The organism is Burkholderia sp. Bp9143 (genome assembly GCF_003853645.1).
Taxonomy (GTDB): Bacteria; Pseudomonadota; Gammaproteobacteria; order Burkholderiales; family Burkholderiaceae; genus Burkholderia.
In genome coordinates, this window is record NZ_QTPO01000012.1 from 19,493 (window position 1) to 44,164 (window position 24,672).

Annotated in this window: 17 protein-coding genes; 7 read left to right on the forward strand and 10 right to left on the reverse strand. The window is 67.7% G+C overall.

Annotated elements, in window-relative coordinates; all coding sequences use genetic code 11:
- Nucleotides 1-122: 122 nt before the first annotated feature.
- Nucleotides 123-2,051 carry an ATP-binding cassette domain-containing protein gene (locus DIE23_RS11300; protein WP_124612205.1) on the reverse strand — a complete coding sequence of 643 codons (1,929 nt, stop codon included), beginning with the start codon at nucleotides 2,049-2,051 and terminating at the stop codon, nucleotides 123-125.
- A 136-nt stretch (nucleotides 2,052-2,187) separates the two neighbouring features.
- Here DIE23_RS11300 and DIE23_RS11305 point away from each other — a divergent pair, with 136 nt between their 5' ends.
- Nucleotides 2,188-2,667 carry a glutathione peroxidase gene (locus DIE23_RS11305; RefSeq protein WP_124612206.1) on the forward strand — a complete coding sequence of 160 codons (480 nt, stop codon included), beginning with the start codon at nucleotides 2,188-2,190 and terminating at the stop codon, nucleotides 2,665-2,667.
- A gap of 104 nt (nucleotides 2,668-2,771) precedes the next feature.
- Here the strand turns inward: DIE23_RS11305 and cls are convergent, their stop codons facing one another.
- The 6 genes from cls to dapC all read right to left on the reverse strand — a co-directional run bounded on the left by cls (nucleotide 2,772) and on the right by dapC (nucleotide 8,949).
- On the reverse strand, nucleotides 2,772-4,211 hold the full coding sequence (gene cls, locus DIE23_RS11310; protein ID WP_124612207.1) for a cardiolipin synthase: 1,440 nt from the start codon (nucleotides 4,209-4,211) through the stop codon (nucleotides 2,772-2,774).
- Between the two features lie 114 nt (nucleotides 4,212-4,325).
- Nucleotides 4,326-5,234: a 50S ribosomal protein L3 N(5)-glutamine methyltransferase gene (gene prmB / locus DIE23_RS11315; protein ID WP_124612208.1), complete on the reverse strand. Its 909-nt coding sequence runs from the start codon at nucleotides 5,232-5,234 to the stop codon at nucleotides 4,326-4,328.
- Nucleotides 5,235-5,245: 11 nt separating this feature from the next.
- Entirely contained in the window at nucleotides 5,246-6,385 is a 1,140-nt protein-coding gene (dapE, locus tag DIE23_RS11320) for a succinyl-diaminopimelate desuccinylase (protein WP_124612209.1), read from the reverse strand.
- Between the two features lie 90 nt (nucleotides 6,386-6,475).
- On the reverse strand, nucleotides 6,476-6,844 hold the full coding sequence (locus DIE23_RS11325) for an ArsC family reductase (RefSeq protein WP_121859337.1): 369 nt from the start codon (nucleotides 6,842-6,844) through the stop codon (nucleotides 6,476-6,478).
- The gene (gene dapD / locus DIE23_RS11330; RefSeq protein WP_006759623.1) at nucleotides 6,844-7,671 is read right to left on the reverse strand and encodes a 2,3,4,5-tetrahydropyridine-2,6-dicarboxylate N-succinyltransferase; all 828 of its coding nucleotides are present in this window, start codon (nucleotides 7,669-7,671) and stop codon (nucleotides 6,844-6,846) included. The genes DIE23_RS11325 and dapD overlap by 1 nt, the downstream gene beginning before the upstream one ends.
- A 45-nt stretch (nucleotides 7,672-7,716) precedes the next feature.
- The gene (gene dapC, locus DIE23_RS11335) at nucleotides 7,717-8,949 is read right to left on the reverse strand and encodes a succinyldiaminopimelate transaminase (RefSeq protein ID WP_124612210.1); all 1,233 of its coding nucleotides are present in this window, start codon (nucleotides 8,947-8,949) and stop codon (nucleotides 7,717-7,719) included.
- Nucleotides 8,950-9,108: 159 nt separating this feature from the next.
- Between dapC and DIE23_RS11340 the strand changes: the two genes are divergently transcribed.
- The 5 genes from DIE23_RS11340 to def all read left to right on the forward strand — a co-directional run bounded on the left by DIE23_RS11340 (nucleotide 9,109) and on the right by def (nucleotide 17,871).
- Complete coding sequence (locus DIE23_RS11340) at nucleotides 9,109-10,050, forward strand: DMT family transporter (protein ID WP_124612211.1); 942 nt, start codon at nucleotides 9,109-9,111, stop codon at nucleotides 10,048-10,050.
- A 141-nt stretch (nucleotides 10,051-10,191) separates the two neighbouring features.
- Complete coding sequence (gene smc, locus DIE23_RS11345; protein WP_124612212.1) at nucleotides 10,192-13,704, forward strand: chromosome segregation protein SMC; 3,513 nt, start codon at nucleotides 10,192-10,194, stop codon at nucleotides 13,702-13,704.
- A gap of 85 nt (nucleotides 13,705-13,789) precedes the next feature.
- Nucleotides 13,790-15,085 carry a cell division protein ZipA C-terminal FtsZ-binding domain-containing protein gene (locus DIE23_RS11350; RefSeq protein ID WP_124612213.1) on the forward strand — a complete coding sequence of 432 codons (1,296 nt, stop codon included), beginning with the start codon at nucleotides 13,790-13,792 and terminating at the stop codon, nucleotides 15,083-15,085.
- A 180-nt stretch (nucleotides 15,086-15,265) separates the two neighbouring features.
- Nucleotides 15,266-17,341 carry an NAD-dependent DNA ligase LigA gene (gene ligA / locus DIE23_RS11355; RefSeq protein WP_124612214.1) on the forward strand — a complete coding sequence of 692 codons (2,076 nt, stop codon included), beginning with the start codon at nucleotides 15,266-15,268 and terminating at the stop codon, nucleotides 17,339-17,341.
- A complete protein-coding gene (gene def / locus DIE23_RS11360; protein WP_124612215.1) occupies nucleotides 17,338-17,871 on the forward strand; it encodes a peptide deformylase in 534 nt (177 codons plus the stop codon). The genes ligA and def overlap by 4 nt, the downstream gene beginning before the upstream one ends.
- 113 nt (nucleotides 17,872-17,984) lie before the next feature.
- Here the strand turns inward: def and DIE23_RS11365 are convergent, their stop codons facing one another.
- From DIE23_RS11365 to map, 3 genes are read right to left on the reverse strand one after another with little or no spacing between them, the layout of a single operon-like run.
- Nucleotides 17,985-19,940 (reverse strand): pseudouridine synthase, encoded by a 1,956-nt coding sequence (locus DIE23_RS11365; protein ID WP_124612216.1) that lies wholly within the window; start codon nucleotides 19,938-19,940, stop codon nucleotides 17,985-17,987.
- Nucleotides 19,941-19,956: 16 nt separating this feature from the next.
- A complete protein-coding gene (locus tag DIE23_RS11370) occupies nucleotides 19,957-22,533 on the reverse strand; it encodes a [protein-PII] uridylyltransferase (protein WP_124612217.1) in 2,577 nt (858 codons plus the stop codon).
- Between the two features lie 42 nt (nucleotides 22,534-22,575).
- A complete protein-coding gene (map, locus tag DIE23_RS11375) occupies nucleotides 22,576-23,391 on the reverse strand; it encodes a type I methionyl aminopeptidase (RefSeq protein ID WP_006752148.1) in 816 nt (271 codons plus the stop codon).
- Between the two features lie 379 nt (nucleotides 23,392-23,770).
- Here map and rpsB point away from each other — a divergent pair, with 379 nt between their 5' ends.
- Nucleotides 23,771-24,511 carry a 30S ribosomal protein S2 gene (gene rpsB / locus DIE23_RS11385; RefSeq protein WP_006483818.1) on the forward strand — a complete coding sequence of 247 codons (741 nt, stop codon included), beginning with the start codon at nucleotides 23,771-23,773 and terminating at the stop codon, nucleotides 24,509-24,511.
- The last annotated feature ends 161 nt before the right edge of the window (nucleotides 24,512-24,672 follow it).

The following is a 24,672-nucleotide window of genomic DNA, read 5'->3' on the forward strand; positions in this document are numbered from 1 at the left end:
GCCTGGGCGCCCGGCCTCGTCGTTTCCAGGCCCGGCACGGCCGGGCGGGTTCGTGGATCGTCGGCGCCCCCAAGGTGCCGCGCCGCCGTTGAAGGGAACGGCCGACGGCGACGGGGCCGCGTTCAGCCGATCTGCTCGAGTTCTTCCTGCACGGCGAGCCAGTCCGTCTCGACTGTTTCGAGCCGCGTATTGACCTCGCCCAGCTTGCGGATCGCTTCGGTCAGTTCCGTCTTGCGCGCGGCCTCGTAGCTCGCCGGATCGGCGACGAACGCGTCGAGGCGCGCCTTCTCCGCGTGCAGCGTTTCCATTTCCTTTTCGAGCTTCGTGATGCGGTTCTGCAGCGGCTTCTTCAGCTGCGACAGCCGCTGGCGCTCCTCGGCCGCCTGGCGCTTCTGATCCTTGCGGTTGACGCCTGGATCTGCTCCCGCCGCCGTGCTGTCGGCCTTCGCGGCCGCGCGCTGCTCGGCCGCATGCTGCAGCAGCCAGTCGCGGTAGTCGTCGAGGTCGCCGTCGAACGGCTGCAGCCGGTGCTTCGCGACGAGCATGAACTGGTCGGTGGTCGCGCGCAGCAGGTGGCGGTCGTGCGAGACGAGGATCAGCGTGCCTTCGAACTGCGCGAGCGCCATCGTCAGCGCGTGACGCGTTTCGAGGTCGAGGTGATTGGTCGGTTCGTCGAGCAGCAGCAGGTTCGGCTTCTGCCAGATGATCAGCGCGAGCGCGAGCCGCGCTTTCTCGCCGCCGGAGAACGGGCCGACCGGGCTCGTCGCCATGTCGCCCGAGAAATTGAAGCCGCCGAGGAAGTCGCGCAGTTCCTGCTCGCGCGTGTCGGGGGCGAGCCGTGCGAGATGCGCGAGCGGCGAATCGTCTTCGCGCAGCGTTTCGAGCTGGTGCTGCGCGAAATAGCCGATCGTCAGCCCCTTGCCGTCGCGCACGTGGCCCGACAGCGGCGCGAGCGTGCCGGCCAGCGTCTTGATCAGCGTCGATTTGCCCTGGCCGTTCGCGCCGAGCAGGCCGATGCGCTGGCCGTTCTGGATCGACAGCGCCACGCGTTCGACGATGGGGATGTCCGTGCCGTCGTCGGCATGGTAGCCGCAGCGGACATCCTCCATCACCATCATCGGGTTCGGCGCGGCGTCGGGCGTGCGGAACTCGAACGTGAACGGCGATGCGATGTGCGCGGGGGCGATCAACTCCATCTTCTCGAGCGCCTTCATCCGGCTTTGCGCCTGCTTGGCCTTGGTCGCCTTGGCCTTGAAGCGGTCGACGAAGCTCTGCAGGTGCTCGATCGTCTTCTGCTGCTTTTCGTATGCGCTTTGCTGCAGCGCCAGTTGCTGCGCACGCAGCACTTCGAACTGCGAGTAATTGCCGCCGTAGCGCTTCACCTGGCGATTCTCGAGATGCAGCGTGACGTTGCAGATCGAGTCGAGGAATTCGCGGTCGTGCGAGATCACGACGAGCGTGCCGGCGTAGCGGTGCAGCCAGTCTTCGAGCCAGACGATCGCGTCGAGGTCGAGGTGGTTGGTCGGTTCGTCGAGCAGCAGCAGGTCGGAGCGACACATCAGCGCCTGCGCGAGGTTCAGCCGCATGCGCCAGCCGCCGGAGAAGCTGGCGACCGATTCGCGCGTCTGCGCGAGCGTGAAGCCGAGGCCGAGCAGCAGCGCTTCGGCGCGCGCCGGTGCGGTGTAGCCGTCGGCGTCGGCGAAGGCCGCATGTGCGTCGGCTTCGGCCGCGCCGTCGTGCGCGGCCGAGGCGGCGGCGATGCGTGCCTCGATCTCGCGCAGCGCGGTGTCGCCGTCGAGCGTGTAGTCGAGCGCCGAGCGGTCGACGGCGGGCGTTTCCTGCGACACATGGGCGATCCGCCACGACGGCGGCATCGCGAAATCGCCGCCATCGGAATGCAGCTCGCCGCGCAGGACCGAGAACAGCGTCGATTTGCCGGCGCCGTTCGCGCCGATCAGGCCGGCTTTCTCGCCGGGATTGAGCACGAACGAGGTCGACTCGAACAGCGGCTTGGTGCCGCGCGCAAGGCTGAACTGATTGAAACGGATCACGGCGGGAATGACTGACCAAAACCGCTATTCTAGACTGCGTGCGCGTTGCTCCGGATATCGGCCGAACGGCCGGTGCCGCAATGGCGTAATTTCGCCTAGACTCCACGTCGATCCGGTTTCGTAAAAGGAGTGCCCGATGTCCACCCTGTATTCGTTCAGCGCAGAGACGCTCGCCGGTGAGCCGGCGTCGCTCGATGCGTACCGCGGCAAGGTGCTGCTGATCGTCAATACCGCGAGCGAGTGCGGTTTCACGCCGCAGTATGGGGGTCTGCAGAAACTGTACGACCAGTACGCGGCGCGCGGTTTCTTCGTGCTCGGCTTCCCGTGCAACCAGTTCGGCAAGCAGGAGCCGGGCGACGCCACGCAGATCGGCGCGTTCTGCGAGCGCAACTACGGCGTCACGTTCCCGATGTTCGCGAAGATCGACGTGAAGGGCGACCATGCGCATCCGCTGTACCGCTACCTGACCGACGAGGCGCCCGGCATCCTCGGCCTCAAGGCGATCAAGTGGAATTTCACGAAATTCCTGGTCGACCGCGACGGGCGGATCGTCAAGCGCTACGCGCCGTCAACGAAGCCCGAGGAAATCGCCGCGGATATCGACAGGCTGCTGTAACCGCGTCAAGCGGCGAGCGGGCGTTCCGGACCGAACCAGCCGAGACCGCGGCGCCGGGCGGAACGGTGCGGAAACTTGCACCGCCGTACGGGCGCGCGCGGCCGCTACAGGATCGGCGCGAACAGGCGCGCGACGTGCATCGCGATGCGCCGCCACGCGGGCGAGTGCCGATACTCGTTCGCATCGACCTCGTAGGCCTGCGCGAAATCGGCGTCGAGCATGGTCTCGACCTCGTCGGCGAACGCACGATCGACGGTCAGCACCATGATTTCGAAGTTGAGCCGGAACGAGCGGTTGTCGAGATTCGCGCTGCCGATCGCGGCCGCCACGCGATCGATCAGCACGACCTTCTGGTGCAGGAAGCCGGGCCGGTAGCGGAACACCTTGACGCCCGCGTCGACGAGATCGCGCGCATAGAGCCTGGATGCCTCGAACACGACGTAGTGGTCGCGCCGGCTCGGGATCAGGATGCGCACGTCGACGCCGCGCATCACCGCGAGCTTCAGCGCGGCGATCACCGCTTCGTCGGGCACGAGATACGGCGTCGTGATCCAGACTCGTTCGTGCGCGGCGTTGATCGCCTCGACGAAGAACAGCGAGCCGGTTTCCTGTTTGTCGGCCGGCCCCATCGGCACGGCGAGGCAATGCATCGCGTCGTCGGGCAGTGCCTCCGGCGGCGCGGCGAGCGGCGGCAGCGTCTGCGTGGCCCAGTGCCAGTCTTCGGCGAACACATACTGAATGCTGGCCACTACCGGGCCACGGATCTCGATATGGGTGTCGCGCCACGGCGACAGGCGCCGGTTCGCGCCGAGATATTCGACGCCGACGTTGTGTCCGCCGACGAACGCGCGATTGCCGTCGACGACGACGATCTTGCGATGATTGCGGAAGTTGAGCTGGAAGCGGTTGACGAACTTGCGGTGGGTCGCGAACGGATGGACCTCGACGCCGCCGCGGCGCAGCGTGTCGACGTAGCCGCGCGGCAGGTCGAAGCTGCCGATGCTGTCGTACAGCAGGTAGCAGCGCACGCCGGCCGCCGCGCGAGCGAGCAGCGCGTCGCGCAGCATCTGGCCGAGCGCGTCGTCGCGCACGATGAAGAACTGGACGACCACGAAATCGCGCGCGGCGTCGATCGCCGACAGGATCGCCGAGAAGGTCGCGTCGCCGTTGACGAGCGTGCGCACCGCATTGCCGCCGACGAACGGCATCCCGCCGAGCCGCGTGAGCGCGAGCACGGCGGTCCGGCCGATCGCATCGGCTGCCGGCCCGTCGGTTGCGTCCGCCTCGAGCCACGGCGCGCGCGGCGTGTGCGTGCGCAGCGCTTCCATCTCGTGGCGCCGCGCGTCGACGTAGCCGGAGAACTTGCTGCGGCCGAGGAACAGGTAGGGGATGAGCGTCAGGTACGGCATCGCGGCGAGCGACACGGCCCATGCGATCGCGCCTTGCGACGTGCGCGTGTTCATGATCGCGTGACACGCCGCGATGATCCCGAGCACATGGATGGCCAGGATCAGGGTGCCGAGATGTAGCCAGTCGAGGGTCATGGGCGCGTGACGGACTCCTGAAGTCGTGCGGCGCGACGGCCGCTTACGCGCATCTTACCCAACCGTGCGGGACAGCGGTGTGCCGTACCGCACGGGTTCGGTCGCGGTGCGCCGTCAGGCCTTGCGCGGCAGGTCCGACGCCTGGATCAGGAACACGGCGTCGTCGCCCGCGCTGGTGGGCAGCCACGTAAGCTCGAGGCCGCCGAACGCGGCTTCGACGTGCTCGCGCTCGTTGCCGATCTCGACGACGAGCACGCCGTCGTCGTGCAGCCACTTGTGCGCGCCCGCGATGATGCGCCGCACGATGTCCATCCCGTCGTCGCCGCCCGCGAGCGCCATTTCCGGCTCGTGCCGGTACTCGGGCGGGAGGGCCGCCATCGACGTTGCGTTCACGTACGGCGGGTTTGTCAGGATGACGTCGTAGCGCGTGTCGGGCTCGGCGCGGAACGCGGGCAGCGGCGCGTAGAGGTCGCCGCGATGCAGCGTGATGCGATCGTCGAGACCGTAGTCGCGCACGTTGATCTCGGCGACTTCGAGTGCCTTCTCGGACAGGTCGACGGCGTCGATCTCGGCATTCGGGAACGCGCTGGCCGCGAGGATCGCGAGGCAGCCGGAGCCGGTGCACAGCTCGAGCACCGCGCCGACCTGCTCGGGGTCGGCGACATACGGCTGCAGCCCGTCGTCGAGCAGTTCGCCGATGAACGAGCGCGGCACGATCACGCGCTCGTCGACGTAGAAGCGGTGGCCGTGCATCCACGCTTCATGCGTGAGATACGCGGCCGGCACGCGGTCCGTCGCGCGTCGTTCGATCACCGCGAGCACGGCCGCGATTTCGTCGGGCAGCAGGCGGGCATCGAGGAACGGCTCGAGCGTGTCGAGCGGCAGGTCGAGCGTGTGCAGCACGAGGTAGGCGGCTTCGTCGTACGCGTTGTCCGAGCCGTGACCGAACGCAAGCCTCGCCTTCGAGAAGCGCGTGACCGCATAGCGCAGCAGGTCGCGAACAGTTGCAAAAGGTGTCGTCATGCGAGGCTCCGTCAGGCGATCAGTTGTTCGAGCACGCGGCGGTACACGTTCTTCAGCGGGTCGACGAAGCGCACGTCGATGTGCTCGTCGATCTTGTGGATGCTGCCGTTGGGCGGGCCGAACTCGATCACCTGCGGGCAGATGCGCGCGATGAAGCGCCCGTCGGACGTGCCGCCCGTCGTCGACAGCTCGGTCGTGAGGCCGGTCTCGGCGCGGATCGCGTTCTCCAGCGCATTCGACAGGTCGCCGCGCGGCGTGAGGAACGGCAGGCCGCTCACCGACCACTTCAGCGTGTACTCGAGGCCGTGCTTGTCGAGGATCGCATGCACGCGTGCCTGCAGGCCCTCGACGGTGCTCGCCGTCGAAAAGCGGAAGTTGAACATCAGGTCCGCGTGGCCGGGGATCACGTTGGTCGCGCCGGTGCCCGCGTGCAGGTTCGACACCTGCCAGGTGGTCGGCGGGAAGTATTCGTTGCCTTCGTCCCACTGTTCGGCGGCGAGCTCGGCGAGCGCCGGCGCGAGCAGGTGGATCGGGTTCTTCGCGAGGTGCGGGTACGCGATATGGCCCTGCACGCCCTTGACGATCAGTTCGCCCGACATCGAGCCGCGGCGGCCGTTCTTCACGACGTCGCCGAGTTCGGCGGTCGACGTCGGCTCGCCGACGATGCAGTAGTCGAGGCGTTCGCCGCGTGCTTCGAGCAGGTCGACGACCTTCACGGTGCCGTCGGTGGCCGGGCCTTCCTCGTCGCTCGTGATCAGGAACGCGATCGCGCCGCGGTGGCTGGGGTGGGCTGCGACGAATTCCTCGGAGGCGACGACGAATGCCGCGAGCGACGTCTTCATGTCGGCCGCGCCGCGGCCGTACAGCTTGCCGTCGCGATGCGCCGGAATGAACGGCGGCGAGGTCCACTGCTCGAGCGGGCCGGTCGGCACGACGTCGGTGTGGCCCGCGAACGCGAGCAGCTTGCCGTCGCGGCCGTCGGTGCCGCGCTTGACGGCCCACAGGTTGGTCACGCCGTGCGACGCGATGGTCTCGCACTCGAAGCCGAGCGCGGCGAGGCGCTCGGTCATGATCTGCTGGCAATGCTGGTCGTCGGGCGTGACGGACGCGCGGGCGATCAGCTGTTCGGTAAGGGCTAGGGTGGCGGACATGGTTCGGACCACTTTCGATAAAAAATGCCGGCGCGGTGGCCGGCAGCGATGAGACGTCGGGCTGCGCCCTCGGGCGCGGCGCGGGCGGCCCTAGGCGGCAAACAGCGCCGCGTACTGATCGGCCACGAAGCCGAGCGATTTCACGCGGCCGTTGACGACGAGCACGGGGCGCTTGATGACCGACGGCTTGTGGATCATCAGCGCGACCGCGCCGGACTTCGTTTCCGCGGCCGCCTTCATGGCGTCGTCCAGGCCGCGCCACGTCGTGCCGCGCTTGTTCACGAGCGCGTCGAGCGACACGTCCTTCAGCCAGTCCTCGACGAGCGGTGCGCTGACGCCGAGCTTCTTGAAGTCGTGGAACTCGAACTCGACGCCGTGATCGTCGAGCCACACGCGGGCCTTCTTCACGGTGTCGCAGTTCGGAATGCCGTAGACGACCACGGTGTGCGGCTTGGCCATCAGTCGCCTCGCAGCAGCTCGTTCAGGCCGACCTTCGCGCGGGTCTTCGCGTCGACCTTCTTCACGATCACAGCGCAGTACAGGCTGTGCGAACCGTCCTTCGACGGCAGGTTGCCGGCGACGACGACCGAGCCGGCCGGGATGCGGCCGTAGCTGACTTCGCCCGTCTCGCGATCGTAGATCTTCGTGCTCTGGCCGAGGTACACGCCCATCGAGATCACCGAGTTCTCCTCGACGATCACGCCTTCGACGACTTCCGAGCGCGCGCCGATGAAGCAGTTGTCTTCGATGATGACGGGGTTCGCCTGCAGCGGCTCGAGCACGCCGCCGATGCCGACGCCGCCCGACAGGTGCACGTTCTTGCCGATCTGCGCGCACGAACCGACCGTTGCCCACGTGTCGACCATCGTGCCTTCGTCGACGTACGCGCCGATGTTGGTGTACGACGGCATCAGCACGACGTTCTTCGCGATGAACGAGCCGCGGCGCGCGATGGCCGGCGGCACGACGCGGAAGCCGCCCGCGGCGAAGTCTTCGGCCGTGTAGTTCGCGAACTTCGACGGCACCTTGTCGTAGAACTGGGAGTAGCCGCCGGCCGGCATCGGTGCGTTGTCCTCCAGGCGGAACGACAGCAGCACGGCCTTCTTCAGCCACTGGTGCACGGTCCAGTTGCCGTCGATCTTCTCGGCGACGCGCAGTGCGCCACGGTCGAGCTGCTCGATCGCGTGAGCGACGGCTTCGCGGACGTCGGCGGGCGCGGCCTTCGGCGACAACTCGGCGCGGTTTTCCCAGGCGGTATCGATGATTTGCTGAAGTTGTTGCGACATGTTCGTTTTCGCAGGAGATGAATGGAATTGATCGGGATGGACGTCTTACCGCGCGAGAGCCCGGCAGAAATCGACGATGCGTTGCGCGCCCTCGACGCATTCGGGGGTGCCCGCGACGAGCGCGATCCGGATGAAATCGCGGCCCGGATTCGTACCGTGCGCATCGCGCGCCAGGTACGAGCCGGGCAGAACCGTCACATTATAGTCGGCGTACAGGCGGCGGGCGAACTCGGTGTCCGACAGGCCGGTGCGCGCGACGTTGGCCCACAGGTAGAACGCGGCATCGGGCAGCTTCACGTCGATCACGTCGGCCAGCATCGGCGTGACGGTATTGAATTTCTGCAGGTACAGCGCGCGGTTCTCGCGCACGTGCGCCTCGTCGTTCCACGCGGCAATGCTCGCGTGCTGCCAGACCGGCGACAGCGCGGCGCCGTGGTAAGTGCGATACAGCAGGAATTTCTTCAGCAGCGCGGCGTCGCCGGCGACGAAGCCCGAGCGCATGCCCGGCACGTTCGAGCGCTTCGACAGGCTCGACAGCATCACGAGCCGCTCGAAGCCGCGGCCGAGGCGGTGCGCGGCCTCGAGGCCGCCGAGCGGCGGTGCCGCTTCGTCGAAATAGATTTCCGAATAGCACTCGTCGGACGCGATCACGAAACCGTGGCGGTCGGACAGCGCGAACAGTTCGCGCCAGTCGTCGAGCGTCAGCACGGCGCCCGTCGGGTTGCCCGGCGAACATACGTACAGCAGCTGGGTGCGCGCCCAGACTTCATCGGGCACGGCCGCGTAGTCGCACGCGAAGTTGCGCGCCGGGTCGCTGTTCGCGAAATAGGGTTCGGCACCGGCCAGAAGCGCCGCGCCTTCGTAAATTTGATAGAAAGGATTCGGACAGAGTACGATCGCCTTCTTGCCGTCCGCGGTCGGGCGCGCGTCGATCACCGTCTGCGCGAGCGAGAACAGCGCCTCGCGCGATCCCGACACGGGCAGCACCTGCGTGGCCGGGTCGATCGCCGGCAGCCCGTAGCGGCGTTCGAGCCAATGTGCGATCGACGTGCGCAGCGCGTCCGAGCCGGCCGTGGCCGGGTACGACGCGAGGCCGTCGAGCGAAGCCACCACGGCGTCGCGGATCAGTGCCGGGGTCGGGTGCTTGGGCTCGCCGATGCCGAAGCTGATCGGTTTCAGGCCGGCGGAAGGCGTCACGTCCTTGAACAGGGCGCGCAGCTTTTCGAAGGGATAGGGCTGGAGCGAGTCGAGTCGAGGGTTCACGGGCGAAGCGGCCATCGCGGCCGGTTGGGGCGAAAGGGGCGGCGCAGATGCCGCACGGCTGCGAACGGGCGCCGACGGCGCGCGGGTCGCAGCGGACGATTATAGCGTGACGCAATGCGGTCACGGCCCGCCGGAACGGCGGCCGGGCCGGTCGAATAAAGGGTATCGAACCAAATGAACAACGCGGTACGCGGTAGCCTGCCGACGCTGGCCATCCTGATCGGCGCGTCGGTATGGGGCCTGATCTGGTATCCGCTGCGGATCCTCGCGTCGCTCGGCCTCACCGGCACGCTGGCGAGCGCGCTGACGAGCGCGGTCGCATTCCTGTTCGTGGTCGTCGTGCGCCACCGCACGATTGCGACGCTGCGCTGGCACTGGGTGCTGCCGGGCATCGCGATCACGGCCGGCGTGACGAACCTCGGCTTCGTGTGGGGCACGATCCACGGAGAAGTGCTGCGCGTGATGCTTCTGTTCTACCTGACTCCCGCATGGACCGCGATCTACGCGCATTTCCTGCTGCGCGAGCGGCTGACCTGGGCCGGCGCGGGGCTCGCGGCGTTGTCGATCGGCGGCGCGATGCTGATGCTGTGGTCGCCGAGGCTCGGCATGCCGCTGCCGGCCAACCCGGCCGAATGGGCGGGGCTCGCGGCCGGCCTGAGTTTTGCGATGAGCAACGTGCTCGTGATCAAGGCAAGCCGCGAGCTGCCGGAAATGCGCGCCGAGATGCGCACGGCGACGCTGTTCGGCGGCGCGGCGGCGTTCGGCGTGATCGCGTCGCTGTTCGAAGGGTTGCCGGTCGCGCCGGCGGGCGGCCAGCTTGGCATGGCCGCACTGATCATCGTCGTGATCGGCGTGACGATGGCCGCGAACAACCTGCTCGTGCAATACGGGCTCGCGCGCGTGCCGGCAAACCGCGCGTCGATCATCATGCTGTTCGAGATCGTGATCACCGCGCTGTCCGCGTGGGTGTTCGCGAACGAACTGCCGAGCGCGCGCGAGTGGGCGGGCGGCGCGTGCATCGTGCTAGCGACGCTGCTGTCGAGCCGGGTCCATCGTGCCGCGCCGGTATCGGGCAAACCCGGCGACGGGCGGGACGGTGCGCGCGCGATGGTATGATGGAAGCCGTTTGCGGGGCCCAACGCATGAGATGCGCGCGGCCCCGCTTTTGAATTCCGGGGCACATCGCGCACACGGGCCGTCCGGCCCCGCGCGTCGCGGCCCCGTCCGTTTCACACCTTCTTCACATCCGATACCGCCGTGCGTCTGAGCTCGATCAAACTCGCTGGCTTCAAATCCTTTGTCGATCCCACGCATTTCCAGGTTCCGGGCCAGCTTGTCGGCGTGGTGGGCCCGAACGGGTGCGGCAAGTCCAACATCATCGATGCCGTGCGCTGGGTGCTCGGCGAGTCGCGCGCGTCCGAGTTGCGCGGCGAATCGATGCAGGACGTGATCTTCAACGGCTCGACCGCCCGCAAGCCCGGCAGCCGGGCAAGCGTGGAACTGATCTTCGACAACTCCGACGGCCGCGCGGCCGGGCAGTGGGGCCAGTACGGCGAGATCGCCGTGAAGCGCGTGCTGACGCGCGACGGCACGTCGAGCTACTACATCAACAACCTGCCGGCGCGCCGCCGCGATATCCAGGACATCTTCCTCGGCACGGGCCTCGGCCCGCGCGCATACGCGATCATCGGGCAGGGCATGATCGCCCGGATCATCGAGGCGAAGCCGGAAGAGTTGCGCGTGTTCCTTGAGGAAGCCGCGGGCGTGTCGAAGTACAAGGAACGCCGCCGCGAGACCGAGAACCGTCTGCACGACACGCGCGAGAACCTGACGCGCGTCGAGGACATCGTCCGCGAGCTCGGCGCGAACCTAGAGAAGCTCGAGGCGCAGGCCGTCGTCGCGACCAAGTACAAGGAACTCGTCGCCGACGGCGAGGAGAAGCAGCGCCTGTTGTGGCTGCTGCGCAAGAACGAGGCCGCGGGCGAGCAGCAGAAGCAGCAGCGCGCGATCGAACAGGCGCAGATCGACCTCGAGGCGCAAACAGCGAAATTGCGCGAGGTCGAGGCGCAGCTCGAGACGCTGCGGGTCGCGCATTACTCGGCGAGCGACGCGATGCAGGGCGCGCAGGGCGCGCTCTACGAGGCGAACGCCGAAGTGAGCCGCCTCGAGGCCGAGATCAAGTTCATCGTCGAATCGCGTAACCGCGTGCAGGCGCAGATCGCCGCGCTGAACGCGCAGCGCGAGCAGTGGCGCGCGCAGGCCGAGAAGGCGCAGGACGAGCTCGAGGAAGCCGAGGAAGCGCGTGCGATGGCCGACGAGAAGGCCGCGCTCGCGGAAGACAACGCAGCCGCGAAACACGACGCGCTGCCGGCGCTCGAAGCGAAATGGCGCGATGCGCAGGCGCAGCTCAACGACGAGCGCGCGCGGATCGCGCAGACCGAACAATCGCTGAAGCTCGAGGCAGCGCACCAGCGCAATGCCGACCAGCAGCTCCAGCAGCTTCAGCAGCGTCATGAGCGCCTGAAGTCCGAGGCGGGCGGGCTCGACGCACCGGACGAAGCGCAGCTCGAAGAGTTGCGCATGCAGCTCGCCGAGCAGGAAGAGATTCTCGCCGAGGCGCAGGCGCGTCTCGCCGATGCTCAGGAAGCGCTGCCGCGCCTCGACGGCGAACGCCGCGCGGCTCAAGAGCGTGTGCAGGCCGAAAGCGCGCAGATCCACCAGCTCGAGGCGCGGCTCGCCGCGCTCAAGCAGCTGCAGGAGAACGTGCAGACCCAAGGCAAGATCCAGCCGTGGCTGGACAAGCACGAGCTCGGCGCGCTGCCGCGTCTCTGGAAGAAGCTGCACGTCGAGGCCGGCTGGGAAGCGGCGCTCGAGGCCGTGCTGCGCGAGCGCCTGGCGGCGCTCGAAGTGTCGAATCTCGACTGGGTGAAGGCGTTCGCGACCGATGCACCGCCCGCGAAGCTCGCGTTCTACGCGCCGCCCGCGGCTGGTGAGCCGCCGGCCGCCGCGGCCGGGCTGCGCCCGGTGCTGTCACTCGTGCGCATCGACGATGCGGGCATCCGTGCGGTGCTGAACGACTGGCTCGGCAACGTGTACGTCGCCGACGACGTCGCGCAGGCGCTCGCGACGCGCGCGCAACTGCCGGCGGGCGGCGCGTTCGTCGTCAAGGCCGGCCACATCGTCACGCGTGTCGGCGTGCAGCTGTACGCGGCCGATTCGGAGCAGGCGGGGATGCTGGCCCGCCAGCAGGAAATCGAGAATCTGACGCGTCAGGTGCGCGCGCAGGCGCTGCTCGCCGACGAGGCCCGCACGGCCGCAGTGCGGGCGGAAGCCGCGCACACGCAGGCCGCGCAGGCGCTCGGCGACGTGCGCGCGCAGGCCGAACGCGCGACGCAGCGCGTGCACGCGCTGCAGATGGACGTGCTGAAGCTCGCGCAGGCGCATGAACGCTACACGCAGCGCAGCACGCAGATCCGCGAGGAACTCGAGGAGATCGGCGCGCAGATCGATGAGCAGCGCGCACTGCGCGCGGAATCGGAAGCGAACTTCGAGCGTTTCGACGGCGAACTCGCGGAACTGCAGGCGCGCTTCGAGGACAACCAGCTTGCGTTCGAGGCGCTCGACGAATCGCTGACGCAGGCGCGCCAGGAAGCGCGCGACCTCGAGCGCGGCGCGAACGACGCGCGCTTCGCCGCGCGCAATGCGGTCACGCGGATCGACGAGCTCAAGCGCAGCATCCAGGTCGCGCACGAGCAGAGCGAGCGCGTTGCCGCATCGCTGGAAGACGCGCGCGCCGAACTCGAAACGATCAACGAGCAGACCGCGCACACTGGCTTGCAGGACGCGCTCGAAATTCGCGCGGTGAAGGAAGAAGCGCTGCAGGCCGCGCGGATCGAGCTCGACGACCTGACCGCGAAGCTGCGGGCGTCGGACGAGCAGCGTCTCGTCGCCGAGCGCTCGCTGCAACCGCTGCGCGACCGCATTACCGAGCTGCAGCTAAAGGAGCAGGCTGCACGCCTGGCCGTCGAGCAGTTCGCCGAGCAGCTCATGGCGGCCGAGGTCGACGAGGCAGCGCTGCGCGAGAAGCTGACGCCGGATCTGAAACCGTCGTATCTGCAGGGCGAAGTCACGCGCCTGAACAACGCGATCAACGCGCTGGGCCCGGTCAACATGGCCGCGCTCGACGAGCTGAAGGCCGCGAGCGAGCGCAAGGTGTTCCTCGATGCGCAGTCGGCCGACCTGACCGACGCGATCACGACGCTCGAGGACGCGATCCACAAGATCGACCAGGAAACCCGCACGCTGCTGCAGGGCACCTTCGACGAGGTCAACCGCCACTTCAGCGACCTGTTCCCGCGCCTGTTCGGCGGCGGCCAGGCGAAGCTGATCATGACCGGCGACGAAATCCTCGATGCGGGCGTGCAGGTGATGGCGCAGCCGCCGGGCAAGAAGAACGCGACCATCCACCTGCTGTCGGGCGGCGAAAAGGCGCTGACCGCCACCGCGCTGGTGTTCGCGATGTTCCAGCTGAACCCGGCACCGTTCTGTCTGCTCGACGAGGTCGACGCGCCGCTCGACGACGCGAACACCGAGCGTTTCGCGAATCTCGTGCGCGCGATGTCCGACAAGACGCAGTTCCTCTTCATCTCGCACAACAAGATCGCGATGGAGATGGCGCAGCAACTGATCGGCGTGACGATGCAGGAGCAAGGCGTGTCGCGGATCGTCGCGGTGGACATGGAAACCGCCGCGGGTTTTGCCCAGAATTGACGTTTGACGAAACCGGACCGTGTTCGCGCGGCGCATGGGCGCCCGTTCGCGGTTCCAACGAACAAGAATTGCTGATGGAGCGTGCATGGACGAGTTGACACTCGGTTTGATCGGCGCGGGCGCCGTCGTGGTGGGCGGCGTCGTGGTCTACAACGCATGGCAGGGCGCGAAGGTGCGGCGCAGGATGCCGCGCCCGATGCCGGAAGAGGCGGCCGAGGCGATGAATCGCCCCGAGCGCGACGAAGAGTTGCCGTTCATCGAGCCGGTGCGCCAGCCCGTGCGCCGTGAGCCCGCCGCCCCGGCACCGGCCGCCGCTGCCACGAGCGCGCCGGTCGAAGCCGCGCGCGTCGAGCCGACCTTCGGCAGCGTGGCGCCTGCCGACACGCCGGCCGACCTGCAGGCCGAGGCCACCGGGGTCGACACGCCGTTGGCGTCGACCGAGTCGGCCGAGCAGGCCGTCGACGAAGCCGCGGTCGCCGCCGCGCAGGATGCGCCCGCCGCCGACGCATCCCACGAACCGGCCGAACTCGTGCTGCCGGCCGCGACGACGGTTTCGTCGGCACCGCCCGCGATCGTCGACCGCCGGATCGACTGCATCGTGCCGATTCGCCTCGGCGCGCCCCTGCCGGGCGACAAGATCCTGCCGGCCGCGCAGCGGCTGCGCCGCGCGGGCAGCAAGCCCGTGCATATCGAAGGCAAGCCGGAAGGTGGCCAGTGGGAGCTGCTGCAGAACGGCGTGCGCTACGAAGAACTGCGCGCGGCCGCACAGCTGGCGAACCGCAGCGGCGCGCTGAACGAGCTCGAATTCTCCGAGTTCGTGACGGGCGTCCAGCAGTTCGCCGACGCGATCGACGGCGCACCGGAATTCCCGGACATGATGGAGACGGTCGCAATGGCGCGCGAACTCGACGGCTTTGCCGCGCAGTGCGACGCGCAGCTGTCGATCAACGTGATGTCGGACGGCGCGCCGTGGTCGGCGAACTACGTGCAGGCCGTGGCTTCCCAGGACGGGCTGCTGCTGTCGCGCGACGGCACGCGTTTCGTGAAGCTCGACGCGAAGCAGAACCCCGTGTTCATGCTGCAGTTCGGCGATACGAACTTCCTGCGCGACGACCTGACCTACAAGGGCGGCAACATGATCACGCTGGTGCTCGACGTGCCGGTCGCCGAGGAGGACATCCTGCCGTTCCGGCTGATGTGCGACTACGCGAAGTCGCTGTCCGCGCGAATTGGTGCGCGGGTCGTCGACGATTCGCGCCGGCCGCTGCCGGAATCGACGCTCGTCGCGATCGACCAGCAACTGATGAAGCTGTACGCGAAGCTCGAGGAAGCGGGCATCCCGGCCGGTTCGCCGGTCACGCGCCGCCTGTTCAGCCAATAACGCGTTTCACGGGCGGCGGTCTGCGGTGCCGTCGTCCGTTAGCCCATCGTCGCTGCAGTGCCGCACACACCCGCACGTGTGCACTGCAGCGGGCCTGCGCGGCACGCATCGCGCCCCCCGCCGCGGCGTCAAACTGAGATAATCGAACATCCGATTTTTCAGAACGAATCTGCCGCCAGCATGGCCCGAACCCAAGCCGAACCGCCAGCCAGCCAGCCCGACGCGCGTGCCGCGTGGCTGCGCGACCAACTCGAGCGGGCGAATTACGCCTATTACGTGCTCGACCAGCCGGATCTGCCTGACGCCGAATACGATCGGCTGTTTGGCGAGCTGCAGCAAATCGAAACCGATCATCCCGAACTCGTGACGCCCGATTCGCCGACGCAGCGCGTTGGCGGCGAAGTGGCGCACGGTTTCACGCCGGTCGTTCATGACGCGCCGATGCTGTCGCTGAACAACGGCTTCGCCGACGAGGACATCGCCGCGTTCGACAAGCGGGTCGCCGACACGCTCGACAAGACGACCGATCTCGCCGGCTCGGTGACGGACCCGGTCGAATACGCGTGCGAGCTGAAATTCGACGGGCTTGCGATTTCGCTGCGCTATGAGCAGGGCGTGTTCGTGCAGGCGGCGACGCGCGGCGACGGCACGACGGGCGAGGACGTGACGGAGAACGTCCGTACGATCCGCTCGATCCCGTTGAAGCTGAAGGGCAAGCACGTGCCGGCCGTGCTGGACGTGCGCGGCGAGGTGCTGATGTTCAAGCGCGATTTCGCACGCCTGAACGAACGCCAGCGCGCGGCCGAGCAGCGCGAATTCGCGAATCCGCGCAACGCGGCGGCCGGCAGCCTGCGCCAGCTCGACCCGAAGATCACCGCGCAGCGCCCGCTGTCGTTCTTCTCGTACGGGATCGGCGTGCTCGACGGGATGCCGATGCCGGACACGCACGGCGCGCTGCTCGACTGGTACGAATCGCTTGGCCTGCCGGTGAACCGCGAGCGCGCGGTCGTGCACGGCGCCGACGGCCTGCTCGGCTTCTTCCGCAAGGTCGGCGAGAAGCGCGAGTCGCTGCCGTACGATATCGACGGCGTCGTCTACAAGGTGAACCGGCGCGACGAGCAGGACCGCCTCGGCTTCGTGTCGCGCGCGCCGCGCTTCGCGCTCGCGCACAAGTTCCCCGCGCAGGAAGCGCTGACGAAGCTCGTCGCGATCGACGTACAGGTCGGCCGCACGGGGGCGATCACGCCGGTCGCGCGGCTCGAACCCGTGTTCGTCGGCGGCGCGACGGTGACCAACGCGACGCTGCACAACGAGGACGAAGTGCGCCGCAAGGACATCCGGATCGGCGATACCGTGATCGTGCGGCGCGCGGGCGACGTAATCCCCGAGGTCGTCGGTGCGCTGCTCGACCGCCGGCCGGCCGACGCGGCCGAGTTCGTGATGCCGACCGAGTGCCCGGTGTGTGGCTCGAAGATCGAGCGTCTGCCGGACGAGGCGATCGCGCGCTGCACGGGCGGCCTGTTCTGCCCGGCGCAACGCAAGCAGGCGTTGTGGCATTTCGCGCAACGCCGTGCGCTCGACATCGACGGGCTCGGCGAGAAGATCATCGATCAGCTCGTCGAACTGAACCTCGTGCGCACGCCGGCCGACCTGTTCAATCTCGGTTTCGCGACGCTCGCGGAACTCGACCGGTTCGCCGAGAAGTCCGCACAGAATTTGCTCGACTCGCTCGAGAAGGCGAAGCACACGACGCTCGCGCGCTTCATCTACGGGCTCGGGATCCGCCATGTCGGCGAATCGACCGCGAAGGATCTCGCGAAGCATTTCGGATCGCTGACCCCGATCATGGACGCGTCGATCGAGGAACTGCTCGAAGTGAACGACGTCGGGCCGATCGTGGCCGAGTCGCTTCACCAGTTCTTCGCGGAAGAGCACAACCGCACCGTGATCGAGCAACTGCGCGCGCCCGGCAAGGTGACGTGGCCCGAGGGCCCGCCCGCGCCGAAGGCGCCGCAGGGCGTGCTGGCCGGCAAGACGGTCGTGCTGACGGGCACGCTGCCGAACCTTACGCGCGACGCGGCGAAGGAGATGCTCGAAGCGGCCGGCGCGAAAGTCGCGGGCTCGGTATCGAAGAAGACGGATTACGTGGTCGCGGGCGCCGAAGCCGGCAGCAAGCTCGCGAAGGCCGAGGAACTCGGCATCCCCGTACTGGATGAAGACGGTCTGCACCAACTCCTGGAGGGCAACACGCCATGATTCGCGAGATCCTGAAGATGGGCGATCCGCGCCTGCTCGAAGTCGCCAAGCCGGTCGAGCGGTTCGATACCCCCGAACTGCACGAGATCGTCGCGGACATGTTCGAGACGATGCATCACGCGAACGGTGCGGGGCTTGCCGCGCCGCAGATCGGCGTCGGGCTGCAGATCATCATCTTCGGCTTCGGCAGCAACAACCGCTATCCGGACGCACCGCCCGTGCCCGAGACGGTGCTGATCAATCCGAAGCTCGAGTACATGCCGCCGGACATGGAAGAGGGTTGGGAAGGTTGCCTGTCGGTGCCGGGCATGCGCGGCGTCGTCAGCCGCTATGCGAAGGTGCGCTACAGCGGCTTCGACCAGTTCGGCGCGAAGCTCGACCGTGTCGCCGAAGGCTTCCACGCGCGTGTCGTCCAGCACGAATACGACCACCTGATCGGCAAGCTGTATCCGATGCGGATCACCGACTTCACGCGCTTCGGCTTCACCGAGGTGCTGTTCCCGGGGCTCGATTCGACCGACGACGAGTGACCTTGATGCGGCTGCGCGCGACGTGTTGCGCGCCGTCGCCGTCGAAGTACCGAAACGAAAAAGCCCGCTTGCGCGGGCTTTTTCATTGCGTGGCACGTAGCGCGTGCCCGCTGTCAGAACGATTCGTCGGCCGACAGGTAGCGCCATTGCCCCTGCGGCAGCGCGCCGAGCATCACGCGGCCCATCCGCACGCGCTTCAGGCCGATCACTTCGAGGCCGACCAGTTCGCACATCCGGCGGATCTGGCGCTTCTTGCCTTCGCGCAGCACGAAACGCAGCTGTTCGCCGTTCTGCCAGCTCACCATCGCCGGCTTCAGCGGGACGCCGTCGAGCTCGAGGCCGTGGCGCAGCTTCGCGAGCGATTCGGCGGGGAAGTGCTGGTCGATGTCGAGCAGCCGTTCGCCGAAGCGCACGCGCACCAGGTACTCCTTGTCGATGTCCGACTGCTCGCCGATCAGCTGCTTCGCGATCCGGCCGTTCTGCGTCAGCACGAGCAGGCCGGTCGAATCGATGTCGAGCCGCCCGGCCGGCGCGAGCGCATGCAGGTGCTGCGGCGAGAAGCGCAGCGGCGAGCGGTCGCCGCTCCACTGGTTGGCGCGCGTGATCAGCACCGATGCCGGCTCGTAGCCGTCTTCCGCCTGCCCTGACACATAGCCGACCGGCTTGTGCAGCAGGATCGTCACCTGCGCAGCCTGCGCGGCGCTCGCGCGCTCGTCGATCTCGATCTTCTGGTCCGGGCGGACCTTGGTGCCGAGTGTGTCGATGCGTTCACCGTCGACGAGCACCCAGCCCTTTTCGATCCACTCGTCGGCTTCGCGGCGCGAGCACAGGCCGAGTTCGGACATGCGCTTCGACAGGCGCATCAGGCCCGTTTCGTCGCCGTGGTCGACGTCGGCGGCGCGGCGCTTGACCGGTTGTGCAGTCTTCAGCGCGGCGTCGGTCGAGCGGCGTTCGGTGCCGCCGCGCTCGCCGTCGCGTGCGGGGCGAGCCGGGCGATCGGACGACGTGCGGCGCTCGCCGAAGCTGCGCTTTTCACCGTAGCCGGCTGCCTTGTCGCGATAGGGCGTGCGTGCGCCGCCTTCGGCACCTGCGCGGCGCGGGCGTGCATCGTCGTCGCCGCGACGCGCGGGGCGGTCGGACGACGTACGGCGGTCGCCGAAGCTGCGCTTCGGTGCATCGCCGGTGGCTTTGTCGCGGTAGGGTGCACGTGTGCCGCCTTCGGCGCCTGCACGGCGCGGACGCGCGTCGTCGTCGTTGCGACGCGCCGGACGGTCGGATGACGCGCGGCGTTCGCCGAAGCCGCGCTTTTCACCTTCGCCGGCTGCCTTGTCGCGATAGGGCGCACGCGCGCCGCCTTCGGCGCCTGCACGGCGCGGGCGTGCCTCGTCGTCGTTGCGACGTGCCGGACGATCGGACGACGCACGGCGTTCGCCGAAGCTGCGTTTCTCGCCGTAGCCCTCTGCTTTGTCGCGATACGGTGCGCGTGCGCCGCCTTCGGCGCCTGCGCGGCGCGGGCGTGCATCATCGTCGTTGCGACGTGCCGGACGATCGGACGACGCACGGCGTTCGCCGAAGCTGCGTTTCTCGCCGTAGCCCTCTGCTTTGTCGCGATACGGTGCGCGTGCGCCGCCTTCGGCGCCTGCACGGCGCGGGCGTGTATCGTCGTCGTTGCGACGTGCCGGACGATCGGACGACGTACGGCGCTCGCCGAAGCTGCGCTTCGTGCCTTCGCCGGCTGCCTTGTCTCGATACGGTGCGCGGGCGCCGCCTTCGGCGCCTGCGCGACGCGGCCGCGGCTCGTTGTCGCTGCGATAGCCGCGTTCAGCACCGCCGTCACGCGGCGCGCGCTTCGCCGGCGCGCGATCCGCACCGGGACCCTCGCCGCGCGGCTTGAATGCGCGTTCGCCGGCGGCGGCCGGTGCGGCGGCCTTCTTCGGGCGCGGCGGCTTGTCGGCCGCGGACGGCGCGGCGGGGCGCACCGCCTTGCGGGCGACGAGGCTGCCGGAGCGGACGGGTGCGCGGGTCGGCGACGCCGGCCGCGGATTCTTGACGGTCAATTTGGTGCGCATAAACGCTGGGATTCATTCAGACTGCGATCGCGCGCAGCAATTCGGTTTCGAGCTGGATCTGCAGGCGGTTGTCGGACAGGCCGGCACCATCGAGCAGGAAGATGTCCTCGACGCGTTCGCCGAGCGTATTGATCCGCGCCGCGTGGACGCCGACCTGATGCTCGGCCAGGACGCGCGCGATCGAATAGAGAAGGCCCGGCCGGTCGTTGGCGGACACGGACAGGATGTAGTACTGGCCGCGCTCGTCGGCCCGGAGGTCGACACGCGGCGTGATCGGAAACGTCCGGGATAGCCGCGACAGGCGGCCCTTGGACGGCTCCGGCAGCGACGCGGTTTCGGCCAGGCGCGTCGCGAGTTGCTGTTCGACGAGATTCGCGATGTCGCGGTAGCGCACGTCGCGTTCGGTCTGCGTGACGATGAAGTTGTCGAGCGCATAGCCGTGCCGCGTCGTGCTGACGCGCGCATCGAGCACCGACAGCCCGTTGCGGTCGAAGTACGCACAGATGCCCGCGAACAGGTCGGGGCGGTCCTTCACGTACACGAGCACCTGAAGCGCGTCGCCGATCGGCGACGGCCGCGCACGGACGATTGCGGTCTCGGCGTTCACGTGCCGGTACAGCACGCGCGTCTGCCATGCGATGTCTGCCGCGTCGTGGCGCAGGAAGAAGCCGATGTCGAGCTGATCCCACAGCGCACGGTGCGCGTCGTCGGGCACGGTCTCGAGACGCAGCAGCGCGAGCGCCTGCTCCTGCCGCGACTTCAGTTCCGAATGCGCGTCGGGATTGGCGCCGCCGAGCACCGCGAGCGTGATGCGGTAAAGGTCCTCGAGCAGCTTGCCTTTCCACGTGTTCCATACCTTCGGACTCGTGCCGCGGATATCGGCGACGGTCAGCAGGTAGAGCGCGGTGAGGTACCGTTCGTTGCCGACGACTTCGGCGAAGCGCTTGATGACGTCAGGGTCGCTCGTGTCCTGCTTCTGCGCGACCTGGCTCATCGTCAGGTGATGCTGGACGAGCCACACGATCAGCGCCGCGTCGTCGCCGGTGATCCCGTGCTCTCGGCAGAAGCGCCTCGCGTCGGCCATCCCGAGCGTCGAGTGGTCGCCGCCGCGGCCTTTCGCGATGTCGTGGAACAGCGCCGCGACATACAGCACCCACGGGCGCTCGAAATTGCCGATCAACTGGCTGCAGAACGGGTACTCGTGCGCATGCTCGGCCACCGCGAAGCGGCGGATGTTGCGCAACACCATCAGGATGTGCTGGTCGACCGTGTACACGTGGTACAGGTCGTGCTGCATCTGGCCGACGATGCGGCGGAAATTCAGCAGGTAGCGGCCGAGCACGCTCGTCTGGTTCATCAGCCGGAACGCATGCGTGATGCCTTCGGGCTGCTGCAGGATCTGCATGAACGTGCGGCGGTTCTGAGGATCGCGCCGCCACGTGTGGTTCATGATCTCCCGCGAGTTGTACAGCGCGCGCAGCGTGCGGGCCGACAGGCCCTTCACGCCGCGGGTTGCCTCGTACAGCAGGAACGCTTCGAGGATCGCGTCGGGATGGCGTTCGAACACGCCGTCGTCGACGATCTCGAGCATGCCCTGCTTCTCGACGAAGCGATCGGGCGACAGCACGCGCGTGATGCCGCTCGTCGCGGGGAACAGTTGCGCCTCGATGTTCTGGATCAGGATCGTCGCGAGCTGCGTGACCGCTTTCGCGGCCCAGTAGTAGCGGCGCATCAGTTGCTCGCTCGCGCGCTTGGCCTGCGTCGGCCGGTAGCCGAAGCTCTCGGCGGCCTGCGTCTGCAGGTCGAACACGAGCACGTCCTGGCGGCGGCCGGCGATCACGTGCAGCCGTGCACGCAGCGTCTTCAGGAATCCTTCGTTGCGGCGCAGCTCACGCGCCTCGCGATCGGTGATGAGACCGCGCGTGTCGAGTTCGCGCCAGCTGCTGCCGAAGCCGGCCGCGCGTGCGATCCAGAGGATCGTCTGCAGGTCGCGCAGCCCGCCGGGGCTTTCCTTCACGTTCGGCTCGAGGCTGTACGGCGTGTCCTGGAACTTCGCGTGGCGCTGGCGCATCTCGAGCACCTTCGCGGTAAAGAACGCGCGCGCATCGAGCGCCTCGTGATACCGCAGGGTGAAGCGTTCGAACAGCGCGGTGCTGCCGACGATGCGGCGCGCCTCGAGCAGCGAGGTCTGCACGGTGACGTCCTGCGACGCTTCCTCGATGCATTGGGCAACCGTGCGAACGCTGCTGCCGATCTCGAGGCCGAGATCCCATGCCATCCCGATGAAGCGCTCGATGCGCGCGTCTAGCGCCGGGTCGTGCTGATCGGGCAGCAGCACCAGGATGTCGACGTCGGAGTGCGGTGCGAGCTCGCCGCGCCCGTAGCCGCCGACGGCGACGAGCGCGAGCGTCGCGGGCAGCCCGCAGTCGTCCCACACGCGCTTGAGCGCATCGTCGGTGAGTTTTGACAGCGCGTGCATCAGCGATGCGACGTTCGTCGCGCTGCGAAAGCGCTCGAGCATGTCGGCCTTGGCGGCCTTGAATTCGGCGCGGCGCGACAGCGCTTCGGGCGAGGGGGCGGCGTGAGCGCTCATGGGCGGCCGTTCAGGTCAGGGGCGGGTGGGGCGGGCCGGCGCTCAGACCGCGGCGGCCGGTTGCGCGAACACCGGGCGCGCCGGCGTGCCGGCGGACACGGTCAGCACCTCGTAGCCCGTTTCGGTGACGAGCACCGTGTGCTCCCACTGCGCGGACAGGCTGCGGTCGCGCGTCTTGACCGTCCATTGGTCGGGCATCGTGCGGATGTCGCGCTTGCCGGCGTTGATCATCGGCTCGATCGTGAAGATCATCCCGGCCTTCAGCTCGATGCCGGTGCCCGGGCGGCCGTAGTGGACGACCTGCGGATCCTCATGGAACACCGTGCCGATGCCGTGACCGCAGTATTCGCGCACGACGCTGTAGCCCTGCGCTTCCGCGTGCTTCTGGATCGCGTAGCCGATGTCGCCGAGGTGCGCGCCGGGCTTGACCTGATCGATGCCGAGCCACATGCACTCGTAGGTGGTCTGTACGAGACGCTTCGCGAGGATCGAGCCCTCGCCGACGATGAACATCCGGCTGGTGTCGCCGAAGTAGCCGTTCTTGATCACGGTGACGTCGATGTTCAGCGCGTCGCCGTTCTTGATCACCTTCTCGCCCGGAATGCCGTGGCAGATCACGTCGTTGACCGAGATGCAGGTGGCCTTCGGGTACGGCGGATAGCCGGGCGGCTGATAATTCAGCGGCGCGGGGATCGTGCCCTGCTCGTTGAGCATGAATTCGTGACAGAGCCGGTCGAGTTCGGCGGTCGTGACGCCCGCGACGACGTGCGGCGTGATGAAGTCGAGCACTTCGCTCGCGAGACGGCAGGCGACGCGCATCTCGGCGATGTCGTGTTCGTTTTTGAGCGTAATAGCCATCGAGGTATGCCTGGAATGCGGTGAATTAATGGATTATCGCACCTTATGGCGGGCCTCGCAGCCCCTGCCGGCGGTGCCGATGCGGGTTTTCGCGGATTGTCCGGCCGACTGCCGCGCGGCAAGCGAAAGTGGCGGGTGGCTTGAGAGCCGACAAATCGGCGTGCTATACTCTTTGGCTAAGTCGACATCCAAATGCCGAACATGCCCCGTTTTGGGGCGGTGTGGCGATGAAAGGCTTGCGGCATGGGCATTTTCGCACGTGCCGAATCGCAAGCCGGCGCAACCAGGGTGCCGACCGTGCGGAACGGAAGTCCTTCGGGGCGCGTTCGCGCGGCGGTACGGCGGCCGGCTTAAGACCCAACCCTCGTGGAGAATTTACATGGCAGTCACGATGCGCCAAATGCTGGAAGCGGGTGTCCACTTCGGTCACCAGACGCGCTTCTGGAACCCGAAGATGGCTCCGTTCATTTTCGGTCACCGCAACAAGATTCACATCATCAACCTCGAAAAGACGCTGCCGATGTTCACGGACGCACAGAAGTACGTGCGCCAGCTGGCAGCGAACCGCGGCACGATCCTGTTCGTCGGCACGAAGCGCCAGTCGCGTGACACGATCGCCCAGGAAGCGCAACGTGCGGGCATGCCGTACGTCAACGCACGCTGGCTCGGCGGCATGATGACCAACTTCAAGACGCTGAAGGTATCGATCAAGCGCCTGAAGGACATGGAAGCGGCAGTCGAGGCAGGTGAGCTCGAGAAGATGAGCAAGAAGGAAGCGCTGCTGTTCGAACGCGAAATCGCCAAGCTGCAGAAGTCGATCGGCGGCGTGAAGGACATGGGCGGCATTCCGGACGCAATCTTCGTCGTCGACGTCGGCTACCACAAGATTGCCGTCACGGAAGCGAACAAGCTGGGCGTGCCGGTCATCGCCGTGGTCGATACGAACCACTCGCCGGAAGGTGTGGACTACGTGATCCCGGGTAACGACGACTCGAGCAAGGCAGTCGCGCTGTACGCTGAAGGCGTGGCCGACGCGATCCTGGAAGGCCGTGCGAACGCGGTCAACGAAGTGGTCCAGGCAGCGCGTGGCGACGACGAGTACGTCGAGGAAAACGCGTAACTGGCCCCGAGCCGGCGCAAAAAGGGGGCTCTCAACAGGCCCCCTTTTTTTAAGCTTGTGCGCCGGACCTGATCGCGCCGAATCGGCGCGGGTCCGGAAACGATTTTCGGCCGTTCGCGTCCAAGCGGGCGGCGTTGTGAATACAGACTCAAGGAGCGAAT